At 63.1% G+C, this 20,331-nt stretch carries 16 protein-coding genes and 1 tRNA gene; 8 read left to right on the forward strand and 9 right to left on the reverse strand.

The annotated features are described in order from the left end of the window. The first annotated feature begins 30 nt into the window (after positions 1-30). Positions 31-933, forward strand: a complete 903-nt coding sequence (locus AC1L6K_RS12730; RefSeq protein WP_480949234.1) for a PAC2 family protein — start codon at positions 31-33, stop codon at positions 931-933. A gap of 350 nt (positions 934-1,283) precedes the next feature. On the opposite strand, the gene AC1L6K_RS12735 is transcribed toward AC1L6K_RS12730, so the two are convergent. The 3 genes from AC1L6K_RS12735 to AC1L6K_RS12745 all read right to left on the reverse strand — a co-directional run bounded on the left by AC1L6K_RS12735 (position 1,284) and on the right by AC1L6K_RS12745 (position 6,290). Continuing rightward, positions 1,284-3,677 carry an HNH endonuclease signature motif containing protein gene (locus AC1L6K_RS12735; protein ID WP_480949235.1) on the reverse strand — a complete coding sequence of 798 codons (2,394 nt, stop codon included), beginning with the start codon at positions 3,675-3,677 and terminating at the stop codon, positions 1,284-1,286. A gap of 275 nt (positions 3,678-3,952) precedes the next feature. Then, entirely contained in the window at positions 3,953-5,278 is a 1,326-nt protein-coding gene (gene mshC, locus AC1L6K_RS12740) for a cysteine--1-D-myo-inosityl 2-amino-2-deoxy-alpha-D-glucopyranoside ligase (RefSeq protein ID WP_480949236.1), read from the reverse strand. Between the two features lie 175 nt (positions 5,279-5,453). Next, complete coding sequence (locus AC1L6K_RS12745) at positions 5,454-6,290, reverse strand: undecaprenyl-diphosphate phosphatase (RefSeq protein ID WP_480949237.1); 837 nt, start codon at positions 6,288-6,290, stop codon at positions 5,454-5,456. A 91-nt stretch (positions 6,291-6,381) separates the two neighbouring features. On the opposite strand from AC1L6K_RS12745, the gene AC1L6K_RS12750 reads away from it, so the two are divergent. After that, complete coding sequence (locus AC1L6K_RS12750) at positions 6,382-7,320, forward strand: aldo/keto reductase (RefSeq protein WP_480949238.1); 939 nt, start codon at positions 6,382-6,384, stop codon at positions 7,318-7,320. 97 nt (positions 7,321-7,417) lie between these two features. Here the strand turns inward: AC1L6K_RS12750 and AC1L6K_RS12755 are convergent, their stop codons facing one another. Continuing rightward, on the reverse strand, positions 7,418-7,705 hold the full coding sequence (locus AC1L6K_RS12755; protein WP_480949239.1) for a hypothetical protein: 288 nt from the start codon (positions 7,703-7,705) through the stop codon (positions 7,418-7,420). 158 nt (positions 7,706-7,863) lie between these two features. On the opposite strand from AC1L6K_RS12755, the gene AC1L6K_RS12760 reads away from it, so the two are divergent. After that, on the forward strand, positions 7,864-8,103 hold the full coding sequence (locus tag AC1L6K_RS12760; protein WP_480949240.1) for a DUF5703 family protein: 240 nt from the start codon (positions 7,864-7,866) through the stop codon (positions 8,101-8,103). Between the two features lie 9 nt (positions 8,104-8,112). Here the strand turns inward: AC1L6K_RS12760 and AC1L6K_RS12765 are convergent, their stop codons facing one another. After that, complete coding sequence (locus AC1L6K_RS12765; RefSeq protein WP_480952767.1) at positions 8,113-9,264, reverse strand: acyl-CoA dehydrogenase family protein; 1,152 nt, start codon at positions 9,262-9,264, stop codon at positions 8,113-8,115. Positions 9,265-9,283: 19 nt separating this feature from the next. Next, entirely contained in the window at positions 9,284-10,588 is a 1,305-nt protein-coding gene (locus AC1L6K_RS12770; protein ID WP_480949241.1) for a M20/M25/M40 family metallo-hydrolase, read from the reverse strand. 191 nt (positions 10,589-10,779) lie between these two features. On the opposite strand from AC1L6K_RS12770, the gene AC1L6K_RS12775 reads away from it, so the two are divergent. The 3 genes from AC1L6K_RS12775 (at position 10,780) to AC1L6K_RS12785 (ending at position 13,542) form a co-directional block, all read left to right on the forward strand. Further along, a tRNA-Leu gene (locus AC1L6K_RS12775) sits at positions 10,780-10,862 on the forward strand. Between the two features lie 184 nt (positions 10,863-11,046). Then, positions 11,047-11,823, forward strand: coding sequence for a DUF2786 domain-containing protein (locus tag AC1L6K_RS12780; protein WP_480949242.1), 777 nt, complete (start codon positions 11,047-11,049; stop codon positions 11,821-11,823). A 33-nt stretch (positions 11,824-11,856) separates the two neighbouring features. Next, entirely contained in the window at positions 11,857-13,542 is a 1,686-nt protein-coding gene (locus AC1L6K_RS12785; RefSeq protein ID WP_480949243.1) for an alpha/beta-hydrolase family protein, read from the forward strand. A gap of 66 nt (positions 13,543-13,608) precedes the next feature. Here AC1L6K_RS12785 and AC1L6K_RS12790 read toward each other — a convergent pair whose 3' ends face one another. From AC1L6K_RS12790 to AC1L6K_RS12800, 3 genes are read right to left on the reverse strand one after another with little or no spacing between them, the layout of a single operon-like run. Next, on the reverse strand, positions 13,609-14,520 hold the full coding sequence (locus AC1L6K_RS12790) for a MaoC/PaaZ C-terminal domain-containing protein (protein WP_480949244.1): 912 nt from the start codon (positions 14,518-14,520) through the stop codon (positions 13,609-13,611). After that, positions 14,517-15,893 (reverse strand): 3-oxoacyl-ACP reductase, encoded by a 1,377-nt coding sequence (locus tag AC1L6K_RS12795; RefSeq protein ID WP_480949245.1) that lies wholly within the window; start codon positions 15,891-15,893, stop codon positions 14,517-14,519. The genes AC1L6K_RS12790 and AC1L6K_RS12795 overlap by 4 nt, the downstream gene beginning before the upstream one ends. Positions 15,894-15,897: 4 nt before the next feature. Beyond that, complete coding sequence (locus AC1L6K_RS12800) at positions 15,898-17,295, reverse strand: acetyl-CoA C-acetyltransferase (protein ID WP_480949246.1); 1,398 nt, start codon at positions 17,293-17,295, stop codon at positions 15,898-15,900. A gap of 65 nt (positions 17,296-17,360) precedes the next feature. On the opposite strand from AC1L6K_RS12800, the gene AC1L6K_RS12805 reads away from it, so the two are divergent. Together AC1L6K_RS12805 and AC1L6K_RS12810 are read left to right on the forward strand one after the other, a co-directional pair. Then, entirely contained in the window at positions 17,361-18,140 is a 780-nt protein-coding gene (locus tag AC1L6K_RS12805; RefSeq protein ID WP_480949247.1) for a TetR/AcrR family transcriptional regulator, read from the forward strand. Then, the gene (locus AC1L6K_RS12810) at positions 18,137-20,212 is read left to right on the forward strand and encodes an acyl-CoA dehydrogenase family protein (RefSeq protein ID WP_480949248.1); all 2,076 of its coding nucleotides are present in this window, start codon (positions 18,137-18,139) and stop codon (positions 20,210-20,212) included. Before AC1L6K_RS12805 ends, AC1L6K_RS12810 begins: the two co-directional genes overlap by 4 nt. Positions 20,213-20,331 lie beyond the last annotated feature (119 nt).

Raw genomic sequence — 20,331 nt, forward strand, 5'->3', positions numbered from 1 at the left:
TGAACCGTGTTGTCGCCGTAGGCTGGAATGGTGAGCACAATCAATAATGGCGATTCAGGCCACCTGTCAGGCGAACCCGGGAGGTTGCTGCAGCCTGCTCCCGGCGAAGACCGCGTGACGGTCTTGTTGGCTGCGTTTGAAGGTTGGAACGACGCCGGCGAGGCTGCCAGCGACGCGCTCAAGTACCTGCACGAGCTGTGGGGCGCGAAGAAGGTTGCCGCCATTGAGCCGGATGAATATTACGATTTCCAGTTCACCCGTCCGGAAGTCCGGCTCACCTCCACCGGCGGGCGCAAAATCAAGTGGCCGGTGACCAAGATTGCCAAGGCAAGTATTCCGGGCACCGATATTGACGTGGTGCTGGTCCACGGCATTGAGCCCTCCTACCGTTGGCGCGCCTACACTGCGGAGTTGCTGGCCAAGGCCGCAGCGCTCAATGTCAACTATGTTGTGCTGGTTGGTGCGCTGCTTGCAGATGTCCCCCATTCACGGCCCATTCCGGTCACTGCAACGTGCGACGACGACGAGCTGAGCTCGCGGTTGAACCTTGAGTCCTCCCAGTACGAGGGGCCCATCGGCATCGTGGGTGTCTTGAACGAATTATCCCTGTTGGCCGGCCTTCCCACCATTTCATTGTGGGCGGCGGTGCCGCATTACGTGGCTCAGGCGCCCTCCCCCAAGGCTGAACTGGCGCTGCTGAACCGCATCGAGGATTTCCTGCACGTCCCGCTGTCAACGATTGAACTGGCCGACGACGCACTGGCGTGGGAACGCGGGGTGAACGACCTTGCCTCCGAGGATGCTGAAATTGCCGCCTACGTGAGGCAGCTGGAGGAAGCCAAGGACACGGCAGAGCTTCCCGAAGCGACAGGTGAATCCATCGCCAAGGAATTTGAGCGCTACCTGCGCCGCCGGGGGCAAGACCAGCCTTAAAGCGCCTTAGTGTCCCGCATCCTAAATTCGTTGAATGGGTGTTTAGGTCCATGTATGGCACGCACTGGATGAGGGACGTCCTGTGCAGATTACAGCCGACGGGCCCAAGATGCCGGGAATGCCCGGGAAGCGTACCCATGAGAATGCTTGGCGCGGCACCGCGAGTCTGTTCGCAGCTTTGAGCGCGGCCGACCGGGCCGGTGAATTCAAGAAGGCCCCCGACCATCATCGGCAAGCAAGTCCCGGCAAAACTGGACACATATCGTCTGCGACAACTGCTGGACGACCCTTGATACGAATTGGCGGCGCTGGCACCAGATTTTGAAACGCCCAGGTAGTACTCGCTCTGTTCAGTACCCTGTGTCTGGGTTGCTGGTGAGGTAGTCGTTGATGGTTTCTTCGTCGAGGGCGGCTTGTTCTTCGTCGGTGGGGAAGATTCCTGGTGGTGGTTCCGGGAGGGCTTGGGCGTAGGGGTTGTAGTCCTGGTCGGAGTCTGGGATGTCGGCCTCGTCCAGGAAGTCAAAGTCCAGGAAGTCCAGGGGATCCTGCGGGTCCTGAGGATCTTGTAGCTCGGCGGCGGTGTCGGGGTTGGCGGTGTTTTGGGGTTCGGGGTTGTCGTGGAGGTGGTGTGTTTTGAGGTTGTTGTTGATGTGTTGCATCAACCATTCCGGGTAGACCGGTGGTTGCGTGTCACCAATCTTCGGCGGGTAGTACCGCCCGGTTGGTGACGTCCACCCGACACCCCCGTTGACCATGACCGGTGTCCAGCCACGCAGGCGCACTGCTTCGCGTTCCGGGCTCTGATCTGTCCGGCACTCACCGGTACGGGTCCTGTCGTCCTTGAAATGCTTCAGGACGTGGTGGCGATGACACAACGTCTGAAGGTTGTCGTAAATGGACCGGCCACCGTGTTCGAACTTCTTGATGTGGTCGACCTCGCAATTCGTGGCCTTCACCAAACACCCCGGAAACTGGCAGTACTCATCCCTGATCTGCAGCATCGTACGCATCGCTTTACCAATCCGATAACGCTCCGGGGCCACATCAAGGGGCTCATTGCTGATCGGATCAACCAACACCCGCAACAACGACGGGGCCCCTGCCGCCAAGTGCCGGGCTACTTCCATGCTGATCGGCCCCGACCCCTCCAACCACGCCGGCTCATTCGTCGCCCCCAGCAACGACAACACAGGAATCAACACCACCGGGGTGACCTGCGGCATCGGCGGCCACACCGGCCCCACCACACAAGAACTACCGTTGGTGTTGGTGTTGGTCGCAGTTGTCCCCTCACCACCGGTACCAGAGCCCATGCCCACACCGTTACCGCCACTGGTACTACCGGAGCCGGTGCTGGTGTTGTGTGTGGTGGTGGTGGCTGGGGTGAGGGTCGGCGGTATCGCTGTCGGGTCCCAGTCGGGACCGTTACGGATATCGGGGTCCCTGAAGCCGGGATCTGCATAGTCCGGGTCGTCAAAGACAGGCATCAGCGCGGCAGGGATCTGCACAGCACCAAGATCCGGGTCCGGGCCAGGGTCCGGGGGCATCCCGCCGGCTGCCGAGTACGGGTCTGTGGGGGCGAACCACGGCCCCTGGCCATCACCGGCCACCACCACGACAGTGCCCGCAGCGCCACCAGCGGCGGTGCCGTCAGCCCCGGTGGTGGCAGTACCGGAAGCGGCAGTGGTGTCTGTGTTGGGTTGGGCGGGGGCGTGGATCTGGTTTTCGGCCATGGTCTGGTGCAGCAGCAGGGATGCGGCGATATCGGCGCGGAGCTGGGTCAGGGTGCGGTCTTCGTGGGGGCCCTGGGCTGCTTGGGCGGTTTGGGTGCATTGATCCCAGATACCCTCAATGGTCGGGGCCGGTGCGTACAGGCTCAGCCATGACATCCCGTCCCGGGAATGCCTCACACCCAGGCGCCGCTGACCATATTCGCGCCGGGTCCGCGGGGTGATCGTTTCCGGGTAAAACCGTTCACGCCGCCGCCGGGCCTTCTCCCTGAAGCTCGGCACAGTGCAATCGACGGCCTTGCCCAGCAAGAACTCCTCAAACCCATCAATCGTTTCCTGTGGTGATCCAGTCTCTCGCAGCAAGCTGGTTTCCTCAGCGATGATCACCGCGTAGTCCCAACCCAACCCGCCACTGCTCAAACACGCCATCGTGGCCGGTAAATACTTCACGAGCGTGCCCGCGTGCAGGATCAACTGCCCCGCGACACTCTCGGACACCGAGAGGATCCCCGCCAGATCGGCCCGCATCGACATCTGCGCCAGGTCCCCCTGCCACGCATCAACACCAAGAATCCCACCCTCGAGCACCGCCGTGGACTCAAGACGGGCAATCAACACCGCAGCCAACGCCGCGCACTGATTCTGATGCTTATGCAACGCCGCGATCGCATCCGTGCAACCATCCATCAACGCCCGCACACCCTCCAAACGCGACCCCACACCACCAGCAGAATCAGCAGAGTCAGAAGAGCTATCAGTGTGGAGGCCAGCACCGGCGGACCCGGCAGTGTCAGGAACCTCGGCAGTGCCGGCAGAGGGGCCACCAGCAGTGCGATCGCGGCGGCTACCACGGCGGGGCTCGGGAAGCGGCAAATCAGGCAACCCGGCCAGCGCAGCAATGTCAGAGGCAAGGGGTTCAATGGAAGGAAGAGCAAGCCCGGCAATCAGGTCCGCCACACTCACTGTGGTGGATGAATCATCCCGGCCGACCGGGAAATTCCCTGAACTGCCCATACCACTATTATAGCCTTTATGTCTGGGAAGCAACACGGTTATCCACAACTTCCCAAATATATTTCTGAGGTCGTCACCACGGGTGTGTGGGCTCGCCTGACTCGTTCCAACCTCCCCGCGACACACCTGCGCGGCACAACAAACCGCCCAATGCACCCATGAAAAAGCCCCCGTAGCTGTTGAGAATTTTCAACAGAAACGGGGGCATTCACATCAGGCGCGTCAGTGCTAACACGGCCACCGGCGTCACCGGCGGCCGGACCTGTCCCGTGGCCTTAGAGCCTGATGCCCAGAAGTGCCTCAAGCGAGTCGGAGACCAAGTCCGCGTCCCGCTCCGACGCCGCGTCAGCATCTGCACCAGTGGCTTGGCTGCTGACTGCGGCACTTGCTGCCGCAATCGATGCCGCAGCCCAGGCGTCAATGGCAGCCAACGCCCGTGGTGCGTCAAGGTCCTGCGAGAGGGCGGCACGCAACTCGGCCAAAAGGGGCTTGGCTGATCCCTCAGGTGCCGTCTGGAGGGCCTTGCGCCAACGCTCCAGACGGTACTCGGCGTCGTCGAGCAGTTCCTGTGTCCAGAACCAGTCGACGCGGTAGTGGTGGGCAAGGATGGCCAGGCGGATGGCGGTCGGGTCCGTGCCCTCGGCGCGCAGGACGGAGACAAGCACAAGGTTTCCCAGTGACTTGCTCATCTTTTCGCCGTTGAGGCCCACCATGCCGGTGTGGCTGTAGTGCTGGGCCATGGGCGTGCTTTCCAGCGCAAAGGCATGACCGGCACCCATTTCGTGGTGCGGGAAGACCAAGTCGCTGCCGCCGCCTTGGACCATGAATGGTTTGGGCAGGAAGCGCTGGGCAATGACAGTGCATTCGATGTGCCAGCCGGGACGTCCTTCACCCAGGGAGGCGCCTTCCCAGGACGGTTCTCCGTCGCGGGCCACACGCCAGAGCAGCGGATCGAGAGGGTGGCGCTTGCCGGCGCGTTCGGGGTCGCCGCCGCGTTCGGCGAAGAAGGGGAGCATCTCCTCCTCGGTCAGGCCGGAGATCTGCCCGAGCCACCATGGGGAGTCGGGTCCGCCGGACTTGGCCGCAGCCGAAGCTGCTTCAACGGAGAAGTAAATATCGCCGTCGGGCGCTTCGCTGCCGCCCGAGACAGGGTAGGCGATGCCTGCCGCAATCAATTTCTCAACTTCAGGCACAATCCAGCCGATGGCTTCGACGGCGCCAATGTAATTGTCCGGGGCCAGCACGTTCAGCGCTTCCATGTCGGCTTGGAACAGTGCCGTTTGGGAGATGGCCAGTTCACGCCAGTCCACGCCGTCGCGGGTGGCCCGCTCGAGGAGGGGGTCGTCAATGTCTGTGACATTTTGCACATAGCTGACTGTGCGGTCCTGGTCACGCCAGGCCCGGTTGAGCAAGTCAAAGGCTACATAGGTTGCAGCGTGGCCAATGTGCGTGGCGTCGTAGGGCGTAATGCCGCAAACGTACAGGCTGGCGGGTTCTGTGTCCGGCAGTGGAACCACCCGCTGTGCGGTGGTTTCATGCAGTTGGAGGCCTGGCATGACGCCAGGCAGCTGAGGGAGGGCAGGGGACTTCCAAGTTTTCACAGAGCTAAGCCTAACGGGCGTGGGGCCCCAAACGCGCGAAGCGGGTTTTGGGGAGGCCGTGAGGCGCTAACGGGCGTGGGGCCCCAAACGCGCGAAGCGGGTTTTGGGGAGGCCGTGAGGCGCCATCGCGCGAGGGGTTTGTCTCCGTGCGCAGGCGCCAATGCAGCGGCCGCTGTTACGGCGTGATGACGCCGGTGCCCAACAGGATGTACAGCAACAGGCCCAGCCCGATGCGGTACCAGACGAAGGGGCGGAAACTCTTGGTGGAGATGAATTTCAGGAACCAGCCGATGATGAGATAACCCACACCAAAGGCAATGATTGTGGCCAAGGCTGTTTCGCCGATGCCGAATGGCCCGTTGGCGCTCTCGTGTCCCGACACAATTTTGTAGAGCTCGTAGAAGCCGCTGCCAAACACAGCAGGGATGGCCAGGAGAAATGAATACCTGGCGGCTGATTCACGGGTGTACCCCATCAACAGGCCGGCGGTAATGGTGCCGCCTGAACGCGAGACGCCAGGTATCAGCGACAGCGCCTGGGCGAACCCGTAGATGATGCCGTGTTTGTAGCTGAGGTCCTTGAGTTCCCGTTGTTGGGACGCCACCGTGTCAGCCACGGCAAGGATCAGCCCGAACACAACGAGCGTTGTGGCCACGAGCCACAAATTGCGCAGCGTGGATTCAATGTGGCTTTGAAACACCACACCCAGCAGCGCGATGGGCACACTGCCCATGATGACCAGCCAGCCCATGCGCACATCGGGGTCGGTTCGCGGCACCCTCCCCCGCAACGAACCCCACCAGGCCTTGACGATGCGAACGATGTCGCGCCAGAAGAAGACCAGGACGGCCGTCTCGGTGCCGAGCTGGCTGACGGCAGTAAATGCCGCGCCAGGATCAGCCCCCGAGGGCAGGAACTTGCCGACGACAAAAAGATGGGCGCTTGAGGAAATCGGGAGGAATTCTGTCAGGCCCTGGACTAGGCCTAGGAAGGCTGCTTCAAACCAGTTCACGCAATTCAGCCTAAAGCATGTGCGGGGGCATCGGGTTCAACGGCGCCGTAGGTGCGCATTATCCGCCCAAAGTTCACCGTAAGCTAGCACTATGGAACAACGATTCATGGGCACCAGCGGGTTGCGCGTCTCGGCGCTGACTTTGGGCACAATGACCTGGGGCAATGAAACCGACGCGGAAACTGCAGGCGGGCAGCTGCGTGACTTTCTGGATGCAGGCGGCACCACCGTGGACACGGCAGTGAGTCATGTTGAGGGGCGCAGCGAGGCCATTCTTGGCGAGCTGCTCGGTGATGTTGTCCCGCGCAGCGATGTTGTCCTGATTTCCAAGGCCGGTGTCAGCCATCGCAATGGAAGGCGCATGGTGGACACGTCAAGGCGCGCCATGCTGGCAGGCCTTGACGCTTCCCTTGCCAGATTGGGCACCGACCATCTCGATTTGTGGCTGGCCCATATTTGGGATGACAACGTGCCCTTGGAAGAAACCCTTGGGGCCCTTGAACATGCTGTCAGCAGCGGGCGCGTCCGCTACGCGGGGGTGTCCAACTACAACGGATGGCAGCTGGCACGTGCGGCAAGCCTGTCGGATGCCCCGATCGTGGCCAACCAGGTTGAGTACTCCCTGCTTGCACGCACCGTGGAACAAGAGGTCATCCCTGCAGCCGAACATGTCGGTGCAGGCTTGTTGTGTTGGGCACCGCTGGGCCGTGGCGTACTGACGGGCAAGTACCGCGGCCAGATCCCCGCCGACTCGCGGGGCGCCAGCGCCACCATGGGCAGCTATGTGGAGAAATACTTGGAGGGCCGCCCGGCCAGGATCACGGAGGCACTCGTGACGGCTGCGAAGGGACTTGGGCGCGCTCCCCTGGACGTGGCCTTGAGCTGGCTGCTGGAACACCAGGGCGTGTCAGCGGCCGTTGTCGGACCCCGGACCAGGGGGCAGCTCCAGGAAATCCTCACTTCGTCGTTGGCTCCCCTGCCGGAACAAATTGTGACTGTCCTCAGTGAGGTTTCACGCCACCAGCGCTAAGCGCAGGGAAAGCAAGACCCACCTGTTGTGACACTGAAGGCCCTCCTGGGAGGGCCTTCAGTGTCACAACAGGTGGGTAAATTATGCCTGGACGGAACTAGTCCGTGAGCGGTTCGAGGGAGTTCTCGGAATCGTCGTTCTCGTGTTCATCATCTTCGTCATCGTCGAAGTCTTCATCGCCGTCTTCCCCGTAAATGACAAGCGGTGTCACCTCATCAAAGGCGTCAAAGAGGGCTTCCTCGTAGGCTTCAAAGGCATCGATAATGCCCAGGAAGGTGGCCTCCACAATGGGGTCCTCTTCCCCCCGGCGCGCTGAGGCGGCCACCAAGTGTTCTTCCAATGCTGTGGTCAAGGCGCTCAGTGCTGCGCGGGGATCAATGCTCATGCGATTGACGGTACCAGTGTGCCCGCGAACTTGAAAGTCCTTTTTCCGCGGTGGCTTCCACCTGGCACGGCAGGGGGTAGCTTGGTTATTGAACACAGTGGTCATTGACCGTTAACGGATGGGCAAGGGCAGATGAGCGCAGGCGGAAAGGACAATTCATGAGGGAATCGATCAAACCGGCATTTACCGGCCGCGGGGCGCCCCTGCGCCAGTACGAATATCTCGAGATCACCGTCGACTCCGGCGAGCCCGTCCCCGTCGCCTACCAGCGCCTTCGTGAGCATGCTGAATACGGGAAATGGGAGCTGGAGCGCAGCACGCTGTACCTGGGAGGGCAACGTAAATACCGCATGCGAAGGAAAGTTCTGCGGGTGGAGCGGACCCTGACAGTGTATTAATGCGCCCCGTCAGGGCTCAATCGGCCCCAACCAGGCGTTGGCGATGGTCGAGTGGGCTGATTCGTCATCCGAGGGGTGGAACATGCCCGCCAGCACATCGCGGTACAGCCGGCCAAGCTCATTTCCGGCAAAGTACGTCCCGCCACCGCTGACCCGGATGATCAGATCCACCACCGTACGCGCCGTTTCGGTGGCACGAACCTTCAGGCCCACCATCTTCGGGAACCACTGGCTCCCGTGGTTCACCAGGTTGTCCACGTCCCGGGCCACCGACTCCAGCTGGGGATAGAGCCCATCCATCGCCAGGGCGGCGTCGGCGATGCGCCAGCGGATGTCAGGATCCTGGGCGTAACTCTTCCCCGATTTCTTGGACCTGCGTTTCTGCACTGACGCCACCCCGATGTCCAGCGCCCGCTCCCCCAGCCCCGTGTATACGGCGGCCAGCAGCGTCTCGAAGCAGGCAAAGATGGCAAAAATCAGCGGATCCGCGTTCGGCCCCACAGGAAGCTTCCGGAAGACGCGTTCGGCAGGCGCCACGACGCCGTCGAGCACTGTGGTGTTCGACTGGCTGGCGCGCATGCCCAGGGTGTTCCAGTCGTCCTTGATGGTGTAGCCGGGCGAGTCCCGTGTGATGAACGCGTGCACCAGCAGCGGCTCCTCCCCCGTCGCATCCTTCCCAAATATCCCCAGCCGGGTCCACGCCGGTGACAGCGAGGTGAAGATCTTCGTGCCCGTGAAGGCATAGCCGCCGTCGCCCAGCGGCGCAGCCACGGTGTTGGAGTCAAAAAGCACCGAGTCGTTGCCAGCCTCCGAATTGCCGAAGGCAAACACCTCCCCCGCCACAGCTTCCTGCAGGACATAGTGCAGGGAGTCATCCCCGCGCCGGGACAGGAGATGGGCGACGCCGGTCCACACCAAATGCATGTTCACCGCCAATGCTGTGGCCGGGGCCGCCGTCGCCAACCTGCGTTGCGCGGCAGCCGCCTGTTCCAGACCAAAGCCGAGTCCGCCGTCGTCCTCGGAAGCAAACATGCGCAGGTAACCCTGGGTCTTCAGCTCGGCCAGGTCTTCGTGGAAGAACTCGTTGCGTTCGTCGTAGCCTTTGGCGCGGTCGCGAAAACGCGCCAGCAGCTCGTCGGGCAGAAGTTCCTCGGGTGTCATGGTCGTGCCTTTCATGGGCTTAGTAAGTGCTCAGCAGGCGGTCGAGGACGCGGGCGCCGAATTTGAGGGAATCGACGGGGACGCGCTCGTCCACGCCGTGGAACATGCCGGTGAAATCCAGCTCGGGCGGCAGTTGCAGCGGTGCGAAGCCGTAGCCGGTGATTCCCAGGCGGCTCAGTGACTTGTTGTCGGTGCCGCCGGACAGTGTGTAGGGCAGGACGGTGGAACCCGGGTCCTCGGCGTGCAGGGAGTCGATCATGGCGTCCACCAGGTTGCCGGCGAAGGGCGTTTCGAGCGACACATCGTTGTGGATGGTCGAGATGTCGACCCCTTCACCTGCCAGTTCGCGGACGATTTCAAGGACCTGTTCGTGCTGGCCGGGCAGGGTGCGGATGTCGATCATGGCCTCGGCCGTGCCCGGAATCACGTTCGCCTTGTAGCCGCTCTTCAGGAACGTGGGGTTGGACGTGTTCTGCAGCGTGGCGCCGACGAATCGGGACACCGTGCCGAGCTGGCTGAGCAGCGTGTCAGGGTTCGACTCGTCAAATTCAATGCCTGTCAGTTCGGAGACACCCTCCAGGAAGGCACGTGTGGTGTCGGTGTACTCGATGGGCCATTGGTGGTCCCCAATGCGCGTGACCGCCCGGGCCAGGCGCGTCACCGCGTTATCCGTGTTGATGTGGGAGCCGTGGCCGGCCCTGCCGTGAGCCGTCAGGCGGAGCCAGGCGAGCCCCTTCTCGGCTGTTTGCAGCAGGTAGGCACGTTTGCCGTTGATGTCGGTCGAGAAGCCGCCGACCTCGGAGATGGCCTCGGTAGCCCCCTCGAAGAGATCGGGCCTGTTGTCAACCGACCAGCGCGCACCATAGGTCCCGCCTGCCTCCTCGTCGGCAAAGAAGGCAAACACGATGTCGCGCTTGGGTTTGCGGCCTTCCCTGCCCATGGAACGCATCACGGACAAGATCATGGCATCCATGTCCTTCATGTCCACGGCGCCGCGGCCCCAAATCAAGCCGTCCTTTTCTTCGCCCGAGAAGGGGTCAACCGTCCAGTCCTGCGCCTGGGCCGGGACAACGTCCAGGTGTCCATGCACCACGAGCGCAGGGAGGGAGGAATCGGTGCCTTCAATGCGGGAGACGACGTTTGCACGTCCCGGCGACGATTCGTACAGCTCGGCGGAGAGGCCGACGTCGGTGATCAAGGCGGCTGTGTGCTCGGCGATGGCCCGTTCGCCGGGGCCTTCGTTGTCGGCAAAGTTGCTGGTGTCGAAACGGATGAGATCGGCGCAGATGCCTGCGACTTCATCCTCAGGCCTGACGGTGTTCACTGGAAAACTCCTTTGTGCGATGGCGTGGAACCCAGCCTACCTTTCGGGCCCGGGCGGCCGCTTGAACCGTCCGCAAACCGAACCCGGGGCCTCGATTATTGGTTCTCGCAAAAGTCGTGCTATTGTTTTCATCGCTGCTGCGGGAGACAACGATTCATCCGAAGGGAAGAATCAGGATCCCGTGATCACCTGCGCGGGTGGCGGAATGGCAGACGCGCTAGCTTGAGGTGCTAGTCCTGGAAACGGGGTGAGGGTTCAAGTCCCTTTCCGCGCACTGACAGACTCCCTGGGAACTTAGGTTCCCAGGGAGTCTTTTTGTTTGCCCGCCCGGGAATGTCAGGGCCCCAAGCTACTGTCTTAATCAACGCAGACACAATCACCACGGTGCTGTGCCAGGTGGTGCTGCGGGTGATTGCGAAGTGCATGATTACGCAGTGCGACGTCAAAGGAGCCGAAAGATGTTGGAGAATGCCGGCGAAGCAGCCGACAAGGCAAAAAGAACGCTCAAGCTCATCACCAAGCTGTTGGCCAAGGCCGAGAGCACCCCGTTCCCCGCGGAAGCGCAGACTTTCCAGGAGCACGCCGAACGGCTCATGGTCCGCTACGGGATTGAACAGGCCAGCATTGACGCGGAGGCAGGGAAATCCGGAAAGCCGCAAGAGCTCATGGTCGAAGAACGCTTTGAGCTGAGCGGCCAGTACCGGGTCGGCCAGGCGAGGGGGTTGACGGCCATTGCCTTGGCTTTCGACACTGTGCGGGTGCTGCAGGCAAACACCGGCAACAAGAAGCTGCTCTATTTGATCGGCGCCGAGTCGGACGTCGCCCAGATCCTGCGTCTCTTTGTCTCACTTGGGCTGCAGTTGGAAACCGCCATGCAGTCCTGGTGGCTGGACTACCCGTACAAGCCTTTCCTCTCCGCCCATGAGAAAACCCTCGAGCGCAGACAGTTCCAGCTGGGCTTCCTCACCACTGTGGCCCAACGCATCGCTGCCATCCACAAGAATGAGGTGGCCGCGGGCGGGCCGGGAAACGAGCTCGTCCTGGCCAGCCGCCTTGACCGTGCCGATGAGCACGTTCGATCGCTTCACCCCAGCCTTCGCTCGGCCCGCGGCCAGACAATGTCCTTTGGCTCCGCCAACGCGCACGCAGCAGGCAGCTTTGCGGGCACGATGGCCACTGTGAACGGGCAGGTCGACGTGGCAAGCAGGCAGGCCCTGGGGGCTCGCAGCGGATAGGCTGGGGGCTTCATTCCTGCGCGACAGAGGCCCATGCCCATGCACGAAAACCGTTCAACCACAGCTGTTGCCCTCGTTGCCGGCATCGCCGCTGTCGCCTTGGCGCTCACCCCGTCACTTGTCCCCCGCCCTGCCCTTTTCCAGGGCTTTCTGGCGGGCCTGAGTTTTGGCCTGGCATATGTGGCCGCAGCGTGGCTTGCCCGGACTGTTGCCAAGCAGCTGGCACGACGTCGGCCAGCCGCCCTCGTCCGCAAGCGCACCTTGCCGCCGTGGGCCTGGTTGGCCGCGGGTGCTGCAGGGCTGCTGTATCTCGCACTGATGGGTGCACTGGCAGTGCATTGGCAAAACGATGTGCGCGAAAAGGTGGAGATGCCGCCGGTTGACGGCCTCGACCTTCTGACGTTCTTTGCCGTCGCCCTTGCCATGGTTGCAGTCGTGTTTGGCGTTCGTCTGGGCCTGCACAAAATGACCGGTCTGGGCCGACAATGGGCCCGGCGGGCAACGCAGCAACCCGCACTAGTCACGGCGGGCGGGCTCCTCGCAGGCACCGTGGCCGCATTGCTGGCACTGACGCTGCTGGTCACATCCGCCTTGATTGGCACCGACAGCATCTACTCGGCCCGCAACGACACCACTCCCGATGGCATAAAGGAGCCGGCTTCCAAGTTTCGATCGGCAGGTGCGGAATCCTCGGTGGACTGGGAAAAGTTGGGAATGCAGGGACGCGCCTTCGTCGGCGGCGGCCCCACGGCTGCCGCGATCGAGACGGTCACGCAGCGCCCAGCCAAGGAACCCGTCCGTGTCTACGTCGGGGCCGAACAAGATGAATCCATGGCAGCCCGCGCCAAGCTGGCAGTGGCCGAGCTCAAGCGCACCGGCGGCTTTGACCGCCGCATGCTGGTGATTGCCACGCCCACGGGATCCGGCTGGCTGGAGCGTCAGGCCATGGACTCCGTGGAATACCTGCACGAGGGTGACACCGCAATAGTGTCAATGCAGTATTCCCACCAGCCCAGTTGGGTGTCTTTTCTGTTTCACCAGGAGCTCCCCCGTGATTCCAGCCAGGCGCTTTACCAAGCAGTCAGGGCGGAATGGCAAGCGCTGCCTGCGGGGCACAGGCCTGAACTCTTTGTGTATGGGTTGAGCCTTGGTGCCTCCGGCATGCAGTCGGCCTTTTCCGGCGTCGAGGACCTGACTGGCAGCATTGACGGAGCCGTCTTCGCGGGTGCACCCAACAATTCCCAGCCATGGGGCAAGCTTCAGGCCGCGCGTGAGGCGGGCTCCCCGCCCTGGCAGCCCGTGTACGAGGCCGGCCGCAACGTCCGCTGGCTGTCCAACAATGGTGATTTCGGCAAGCTCCCGGGAATCTGGGAGCCGGCGCGGGTGGCCTACCTGCAGCACGGCACCGACGCTGTGACGTGGCTTACTCCGCGGCTGATCTGGCACAAGCCGGACTGGCTCGCAGGAACCGCAGCCAGCGGCGGCCGTGCCCAGGACGTCAGCGATTCGATGGTGTGGATCCCGCTTGTGACCTATTTACAGGTGGCTTTCGACATGTTCATGGGCGAGTCCGTTCCTGCCAGCCATGGCCACAATTTCGGTGACGTTGCGGTGGAGGCGTGGAACGGTGTGGCACCCAGCGGCCTCGACAACGCCGCAATCCGCGAAATTCAGTCGCTGATCGCTGCGTATGCCCACGAAGACTCCATGGCCAACTGAACCGCCGGCACCCCATTACCGCACCCGGGCGTCACCGCGACGCGGATCGCCCGGGATGGCTGCAGCTCAGGGGCAGCCTGCCGATACCGTGCCGTGGAAGTACTGCCTAGCACTGCGCGCATTCCAGGCGGTGAACTCCGAACGCAGCCAGGCGCCGTCGTCGCTCCTGTGGTCCACGACCTCCAGGGACACGGTGGCCGGCAAAAACACCGGCGAATCAAAGGAAATGTCCCAGCTGAAGGCATCCGGCTTCGCCTGCGGCACGGTCGCCAGAACGCGCGCAGCAGCGTACATTCCGTGCGCGATCGAGCGTCGCAACCCCAGAGCCTTGGCTGTCAGGACGCTCAGGTGGATGGGGTTGAAGTCTCCCGAAACTGCGGCATAGGCGCGGCCCGTGTCCACGCCCAGGCGCCACTGCGCGGTGGGCGTGGGAGGAGCAAAGTCGATCCTTCCGGCCGCCGCCATAGGCTGGTCCAGTCCGGGCAGGAAAACGCCCTTGGCCAGGTAGGTGGAGGTGCCGCGCCACAGCAGCTCGGTGCCGTCGGCGTTGTGGATCTCCGCCACAAGCTGAACCTGCGTGCCGCTCCTGTGGCCCGTCAAATCCCGGGCCCAGGCCCGCACTGACAATTCATCCGTAAAGAGCACGGGCGCAAAGTGCTCCACCTCGTTGCGCAGGTGGATCATGCCCAGCAGGGGCAGCGGAAAGTCGTCCTGAACCATGACGCTCATCGCCACGGGAAAGACGAGGGCGTGCAGGTAGCCGGACGGCAACACGTCACGTGCCGGCTGCCCCATGAGGTGCGCAAACTCGGTCACCTTGACCAAATCGGCACGCACGCCGCGAACCTCCACGGCCCGTGGGGGCAGGGCCACGACCGGTTCGGCGCGGATGAGCCGGCCCTTGGCCGCCGTGGCTGCTGCGTTGACGTAAAGCTTGGACAGGGACGGCATCTCAGTCAACACCGTCTCGGCTGTCATTGCCCCACCAGGTTCTGGCCGCACACCCGGAGGATGTTGGCTGTCACCCCTGCTGCGCCGGGCTGGGCAAAGTAGGCGATGGCCTCGGCCACGTCGCTCGGCTTGCCGCCCTGCTGGAGGCTGTTCAGCCGCCTGGCGACCTCTCGGGTGGCAAAGGGAATCTTGGCCGTCATGTCGGTTTCAATGAATCCGGGGGCGACGGCGTTCACGGTACCGCCACTTTCGGCCAGCAGCGGTGCAGTTGACCGGACCAGACCCATGACGCCGGCCTTGGACGCGGCGTAGTTGGTCTGGCCGCGGTTGCCTGCGATGCCGCTGGTGGAGGCGACGCTGACGATGCGTGAGTTCTGTGCAAAGTCACTGCTTGCCAGAAAAGCTTCGTTCATGCGCAGCTGCGCGGCGATGTTCACGGCGATGACCGAGTCCCAGCGCGCGGCATCCATGTTGGCCAGCAACTTGTCACGGGTGATGCCTGCGTTGTGGACAACAATGTCGAGCCTGCCGTAGCGTCCCAGCGCGTGCTCAAGGATGCGTTGACCCGCGTCGGTGTTGGTGATGTCCAGCTGCAGTGCGGTGCCGTGAATCTCATTGGCGACGGCGGCCAGGTGGTCGCCCGCGGCGGGAACGTCCACAGCTATGACTGTGGCGCCGTCGCGGGCGAGTGTGCGGGCGATGGCCGCACCTATCCCCCGCGCCGCGCCCGTCACCACGGCAACGTTTCCCTTGAGCGGCTCTTTCCAGTCGGACTGTTCCTTTGCACCCTCTGAGGACGCGGTCAGGAACTGCCCGTCGACAAAGGCTGAACGGCCGGACAGGTAGAAGCGCAGGGCTGACATGGCGCTGGGTGATTGCGCGGGGATGCCGTTGGCCAGCAAGACACCGTTGGCCGTGGCGCCGGCGCGCAGTTCCTTGGCCAGCGATCGGATGATGCCGTCGACACCGTTGCGGGCGGCGGCCACGGCAGGAGCGTCGCCGGCAGATGCCGGGCGGGAAATGCCGACGACGCGGGCGTTCTTGTTGAGGTCCCGCAGCGCCGAACCCACGGCGAGCATGGGCTCAGACAACTCATCGGGGTGGGCGAGCTCGTCCAGGACAACCACGATGGCACCGAGCTTTTCCTTCGGTGTTGCATGCCTGCGCACGTCCTGGTGCCAGTCAAGCAGGACATTTGCGACGGCGTCGGGGCCTGCACCCTTGCCGACCACGAGGATGGGGCCTTCAACGAGCGGGGCTGCGGGGCTGTAGCGGCGCAGGATCGCCGGTTGGGGCAGGCCGAGGCGCTTGGCCAGGTCCTTGCCGAAGCCGCGGCTGACGAATTCTGTGTACTTGTCGGCCTTTTCACGCAGGCCGGCGGCTGTTTTTTGCGTGCTCATGTGGCTACCGTGCTTCCAGGATGGCGACGACGCCTTGGCCGCCTGCGGCGCAGACGGAGATCAAGCCGCGGGCGGGGCGGCCGTTGACCTGACCGCGTTCGTGGAGCATTTTGGCCAGGGTTGCCACGAGGCGCCCGCCGGTTGCGGCGAAGGGGTGGCCGGCCGCCAGGGACGAGCCGTTGACGTTGAGCTTGGCCCTGTCGACGGATCCAAAGGCGCCGTCGAGGCCGAGCCGCTTCGTGCCAAATTCCTCGTCTTCCCACGCGGCAAGTGTGCTGAGCACCGTTCCGGCGAAGGCTTCGTGGATTTCAAAGTAGTCGATGTCATCAAGCGTCAGGCCATTGCGGGCCAGCAGGCGGGGAACGGCGAAGGCCGGGGCCATCAGCAGCCCGTCCTTGCCGTGGACAAAGTCAACGGCTGCCGCTTCGCCGTCCACGACGCTGGCCAGGATGGGCAGCTCTCGTGCGGTGGCCCATTCTTCGGAAGCCAGCAGGACAGCGGAGGCGCCGTCGGTCAACGGGGTGGAGTTGCCTGCTGTCATGGTCGCCGCGTCGCCGAGCGACTTGCCGAAGGCAGGCTTGAGCTTGGACAGTTTCTCCAAGCTTGAGTCTGCACGCAGGTTCGAGTCGCGGGTCAGTCCCCGGAACGGGGTGATGAGGTCATCGAAGAAATGCCTGTCGTAGGCGGCGGCCAGGTTCTTGTGGCTGGCCAGGGCCAGTTGGTCCTGGGCTTCACGGCTGATCTTCCACTGGGCGGTGGTGAGCGCCTGGTGCTCCCCCATCGAAAGGCCCGTTCGCGGTTCGCCGGTGGAGGGCGCATCCGGGGAGAGGTCCTTGGGCCTGATGCGGCTGAGGATCTTCACCTTCTGGCCCGTTGTCTTGGCGCGGTTGAGGTCGAGCAGAATTCCGCGCAGGCCCTCACTGACAGCAATGGGGGCATCCGAGGCGGAATCGACGCCGCCGGCAATGGCCGAGTCGATCTGGCCCAGCTTGATCTTGTTTGACAGCCCGATGACTGCCTCCATGCCTGTGGCGCAGGCCTGCTGGAGATCGTACGCGGGAGTTGTGGCGGCCAGGGCGGAGCCGAGAACTGCCTCGCGGGTGAGATTGAAGTCCCTGGAATGCTTGAGCACCGCGCCTGCGGCAACTTCGCCAATCTCCTCATCAGCCAAACCAAATCGGGCAATCAAACCGTCGAGCGCAGCCGTGAGCATGTCCTGGTTTGAGGAGTGCGCGTAGGCCCCTCCGGAGCGTGCAAAGGGGATGCGGTTTCCGCCAACAATGACGGCCCTGCGTGTCACGGGCACTGTTGCCTTCTTTGCGGAAGCGGCGCCCGCCTGGGTTGTCGAGGTGCCGGAAGACACGGCAGTGGTTGCGGTGCCTGGTGTTGTGGGGGTGGTCATGAAGCTCTCTCCTTTGGGAACGCCGTTTGTTACTGATACCCAGCGTACTTGATACGCTGGGTATCGTGAACATCTTGCAACAGGATCCGACGCCGCCGGTTCCTTCCCCAGTGCCCGACCAAGGCGAAGCCCCCGCCATGTCGGCGGAATCTGGTGCCGACAGCGGCAGCGGTCCAGAAATTCCGGTGACTGTTGACGGACGCTCGGCGAGGTGGGAAGTCCATCGTGAGGAACGTCGTCGTACCTTGATCAAGGCAACCAGGCGGGCCATCCACCGCCTGGGGCCCGATGCGTCCATGGAGGACATTGCCACGAAGGCGGGGACGTCAAAATCGGTGTTCTACCGCTATTTTGGTGATAAATCCGGGCTTCGGCAGGCTGTTGGCACGGTGGTGATCAGGCAGATGCAGGACACCATTGCCGCGGCACGACAGGGCGCCACCGAGCCGCGGGCAGGCGTCACCGCCATGGTCCAGGCCTACCTGCACATGGCGCAAACCTCCCCGAACGTCTATTTCTTCGTCACCATCCCTGCGGACGGTGATCCCCGGCAGTCCGGTGAACTGAGCGGATTCTTTGACTCCGTGACGGCGATGATCACCGAACCGATGCGGGACCTCATGGGCGATCCGGATTCGCCGCTGCTGGGCTATTGGCCCACGGCCGCCATTGGCCTGGTGCGCACGACCGGCGAATTGTGGCTGCAGGCCCCGGATGCACCCGGCAAACCAGATTCAAACGCCATGGCTGAGCAGATCTCAACGTGGCTGTTCGACGGCGTGGGGCAGCTTGAATCCCCCGCGTCCCCTCCCCGTTCAGCAACCGCAGCAGAAGGAAGATCATGAGTAATGTATTGACCCCAGTTTCTCGCGCAGCCGACCACGACAACGCCGGCGTTGACGTGGCCGAGCTCGGCAAAGTACTCCTTGGCCGGTGGGCGGACGTCAGACTGGCGGCCCGAGAGCTTGCCGGCAAGCCTGAATTGCGCAAGGTTGAGGGGCTGACGCACATAGAACACCGCAAACTGGTGTTCAAGCAGATGGGCATCCTGGTTCAGCAAAACGGTGTCCACCGGGCGTTCCCCGAGCGTCTGGGCGGCAGCGACGACCACGGCGGCAATGTTGCCGGCTTTGAGGAGCTGGTCATTGCGGACCCGTCGCTGCAGATCAAGGGCGGTGTGCAGTGGGGCCTGTTCGGTTCCGCCGTGCTGCATCTGGGCAACGAAGGGCACCAGGACAAATGGCTGCCAGGCATCATGAACCTGGAGATTCCGGGCTGCTTTGCGATGACTGAGATCGGCCACGGTTCCGACGTGGCATCAATCGCCACCACTGCCACCTACGACGAGGCCACGGAAGAATTTGTCATCCACACCCCGTTCCGGGCTGCCTGGAAGGAATTCATTGGCAATGCCGCTGTGGACGGTTTGGCTGCCGTCGTGTTTGCCCAGCTGATCACCAAGGGCGTCAACCACGGGGTGCACGCGTTCTATGTTGAACTGCGCGACCCGGCGAGCAAGGAATTCCTGCCCGGCATCCAGGGCCTTGACGACAACATCAAGGGCGGGCTGAACGGCATTGACAATGGCCGTCTTGCCTTCGACCACGTGCGGATCCCCCGCACAAACCTGCTGAACCGCTACGGCGACGTTGCCGTTGACGGCAGCTACAGCTCCTCGATCGCCAGTCCCGGACGGCGCTTCTTTACGATGCTGGGCACCCTGGTCCAGGGCCGTGTTTCCCTGAACGGTGCAGCTGTTGCCGCGTCCAAGGTCGCCTTGAAGATTGCCATCCAGTACGCCACCGAACGCCGGCAGTTCAACGCCGCCTCAGACACTGAGGAAGTTGTACTGCTTGACTACCAGCGCCATCAGCGCCGCTTGCTTCCGTTGCTGGCGACCACGTATGCGGCTGCTTTTGCCCACGAGGAATTGCTCGTGAAGTTTAACGACGTGTTCTCCGGGGCCCATGACACAGACGAGGACCGCCAGGACCTGGAAACACTGGCTGCGGCGTTGAAATCCATGACAACCTGGCACGCCCTGGACACGCTGCAGGAATGCCGGGAGGCATGTGGCGGTGCGGGTTTCATGGTTGAAAACCGGTTCACGTCACTACGCGCCGACCTTGACGTGTACGCCACCTTTGAAGGCGACAACACAGTCCTGCTGCAGCTGGTGGCCAAGCGGCTGTTGGCTGACTACAGCAAGGACTTCCGCAACCTTGATTTTGGGGTTTTGGCACGGTTCGTTGTGGGCCAGGCCGCCGACCTCACCTTGAACAAGACTGGCTTGCGGCAGGTGGCACAATTTGTCGCTGACTCCGGTTCCGCCCAGAAGTCCGCCAGGGCCCTGAAGGATGAGGACACGCAGCGCCAGATGCTTGCCGACCGGGTCCAGACCATGGTCGCCGATGTTGCAGGCGCCCTGAAGGAAGCTGCGAAGCTGCCCAAGGAGAAGGGCGCGGAGATCTTCAATGACAACCAAAACGCCTTGATTGAAGCAGCCCGGGCCCATGCTGAACTACTGCAGTGGGAGGCCTTCACGACAGCACTGGGCCGGATCGAGGACGCCGGAACCAAGCGGGTGCTGACCCGGCTGCGCGATTTGTTCGGCCTGACGCTGATCGAAAAGCACCTCGACTGGTACCTGATGAACGGACGCATTTCCATGCAGCGCGCCCGCACGCTGGCCCCCTACATCAACCGGACTCTGTCCAAATTGCGCCCCCACGCGGTGGATCTGGTGGACGCGTTCGGGTATGGCCCCGAGCACCTCCGGGCCACGATCGCTTCGGGCATTGAGCGTGAGCGACAGGATGAGGCACGCGACTACTTCCGTAAGCTGCGGGCCAGCTCCGACGCCCCGATCGATGAAAAGGTGCTGATCCTGAAGGCGAAGAGTGCCGCAAAAAAGTAGCCCAGTCTTGTAGGGGAATGACAGTTTGAAGTTCGACGGCGGCGCCCGGTGGGTGCCGCCGTCGAACGTTTAACGGTTGGATGGGCGTGTTGCCAGCCGCTGTCGGCCCCTTCTTTGGT

This window comes from Specibacter sp. BI4, assembly GCF_056680095.1.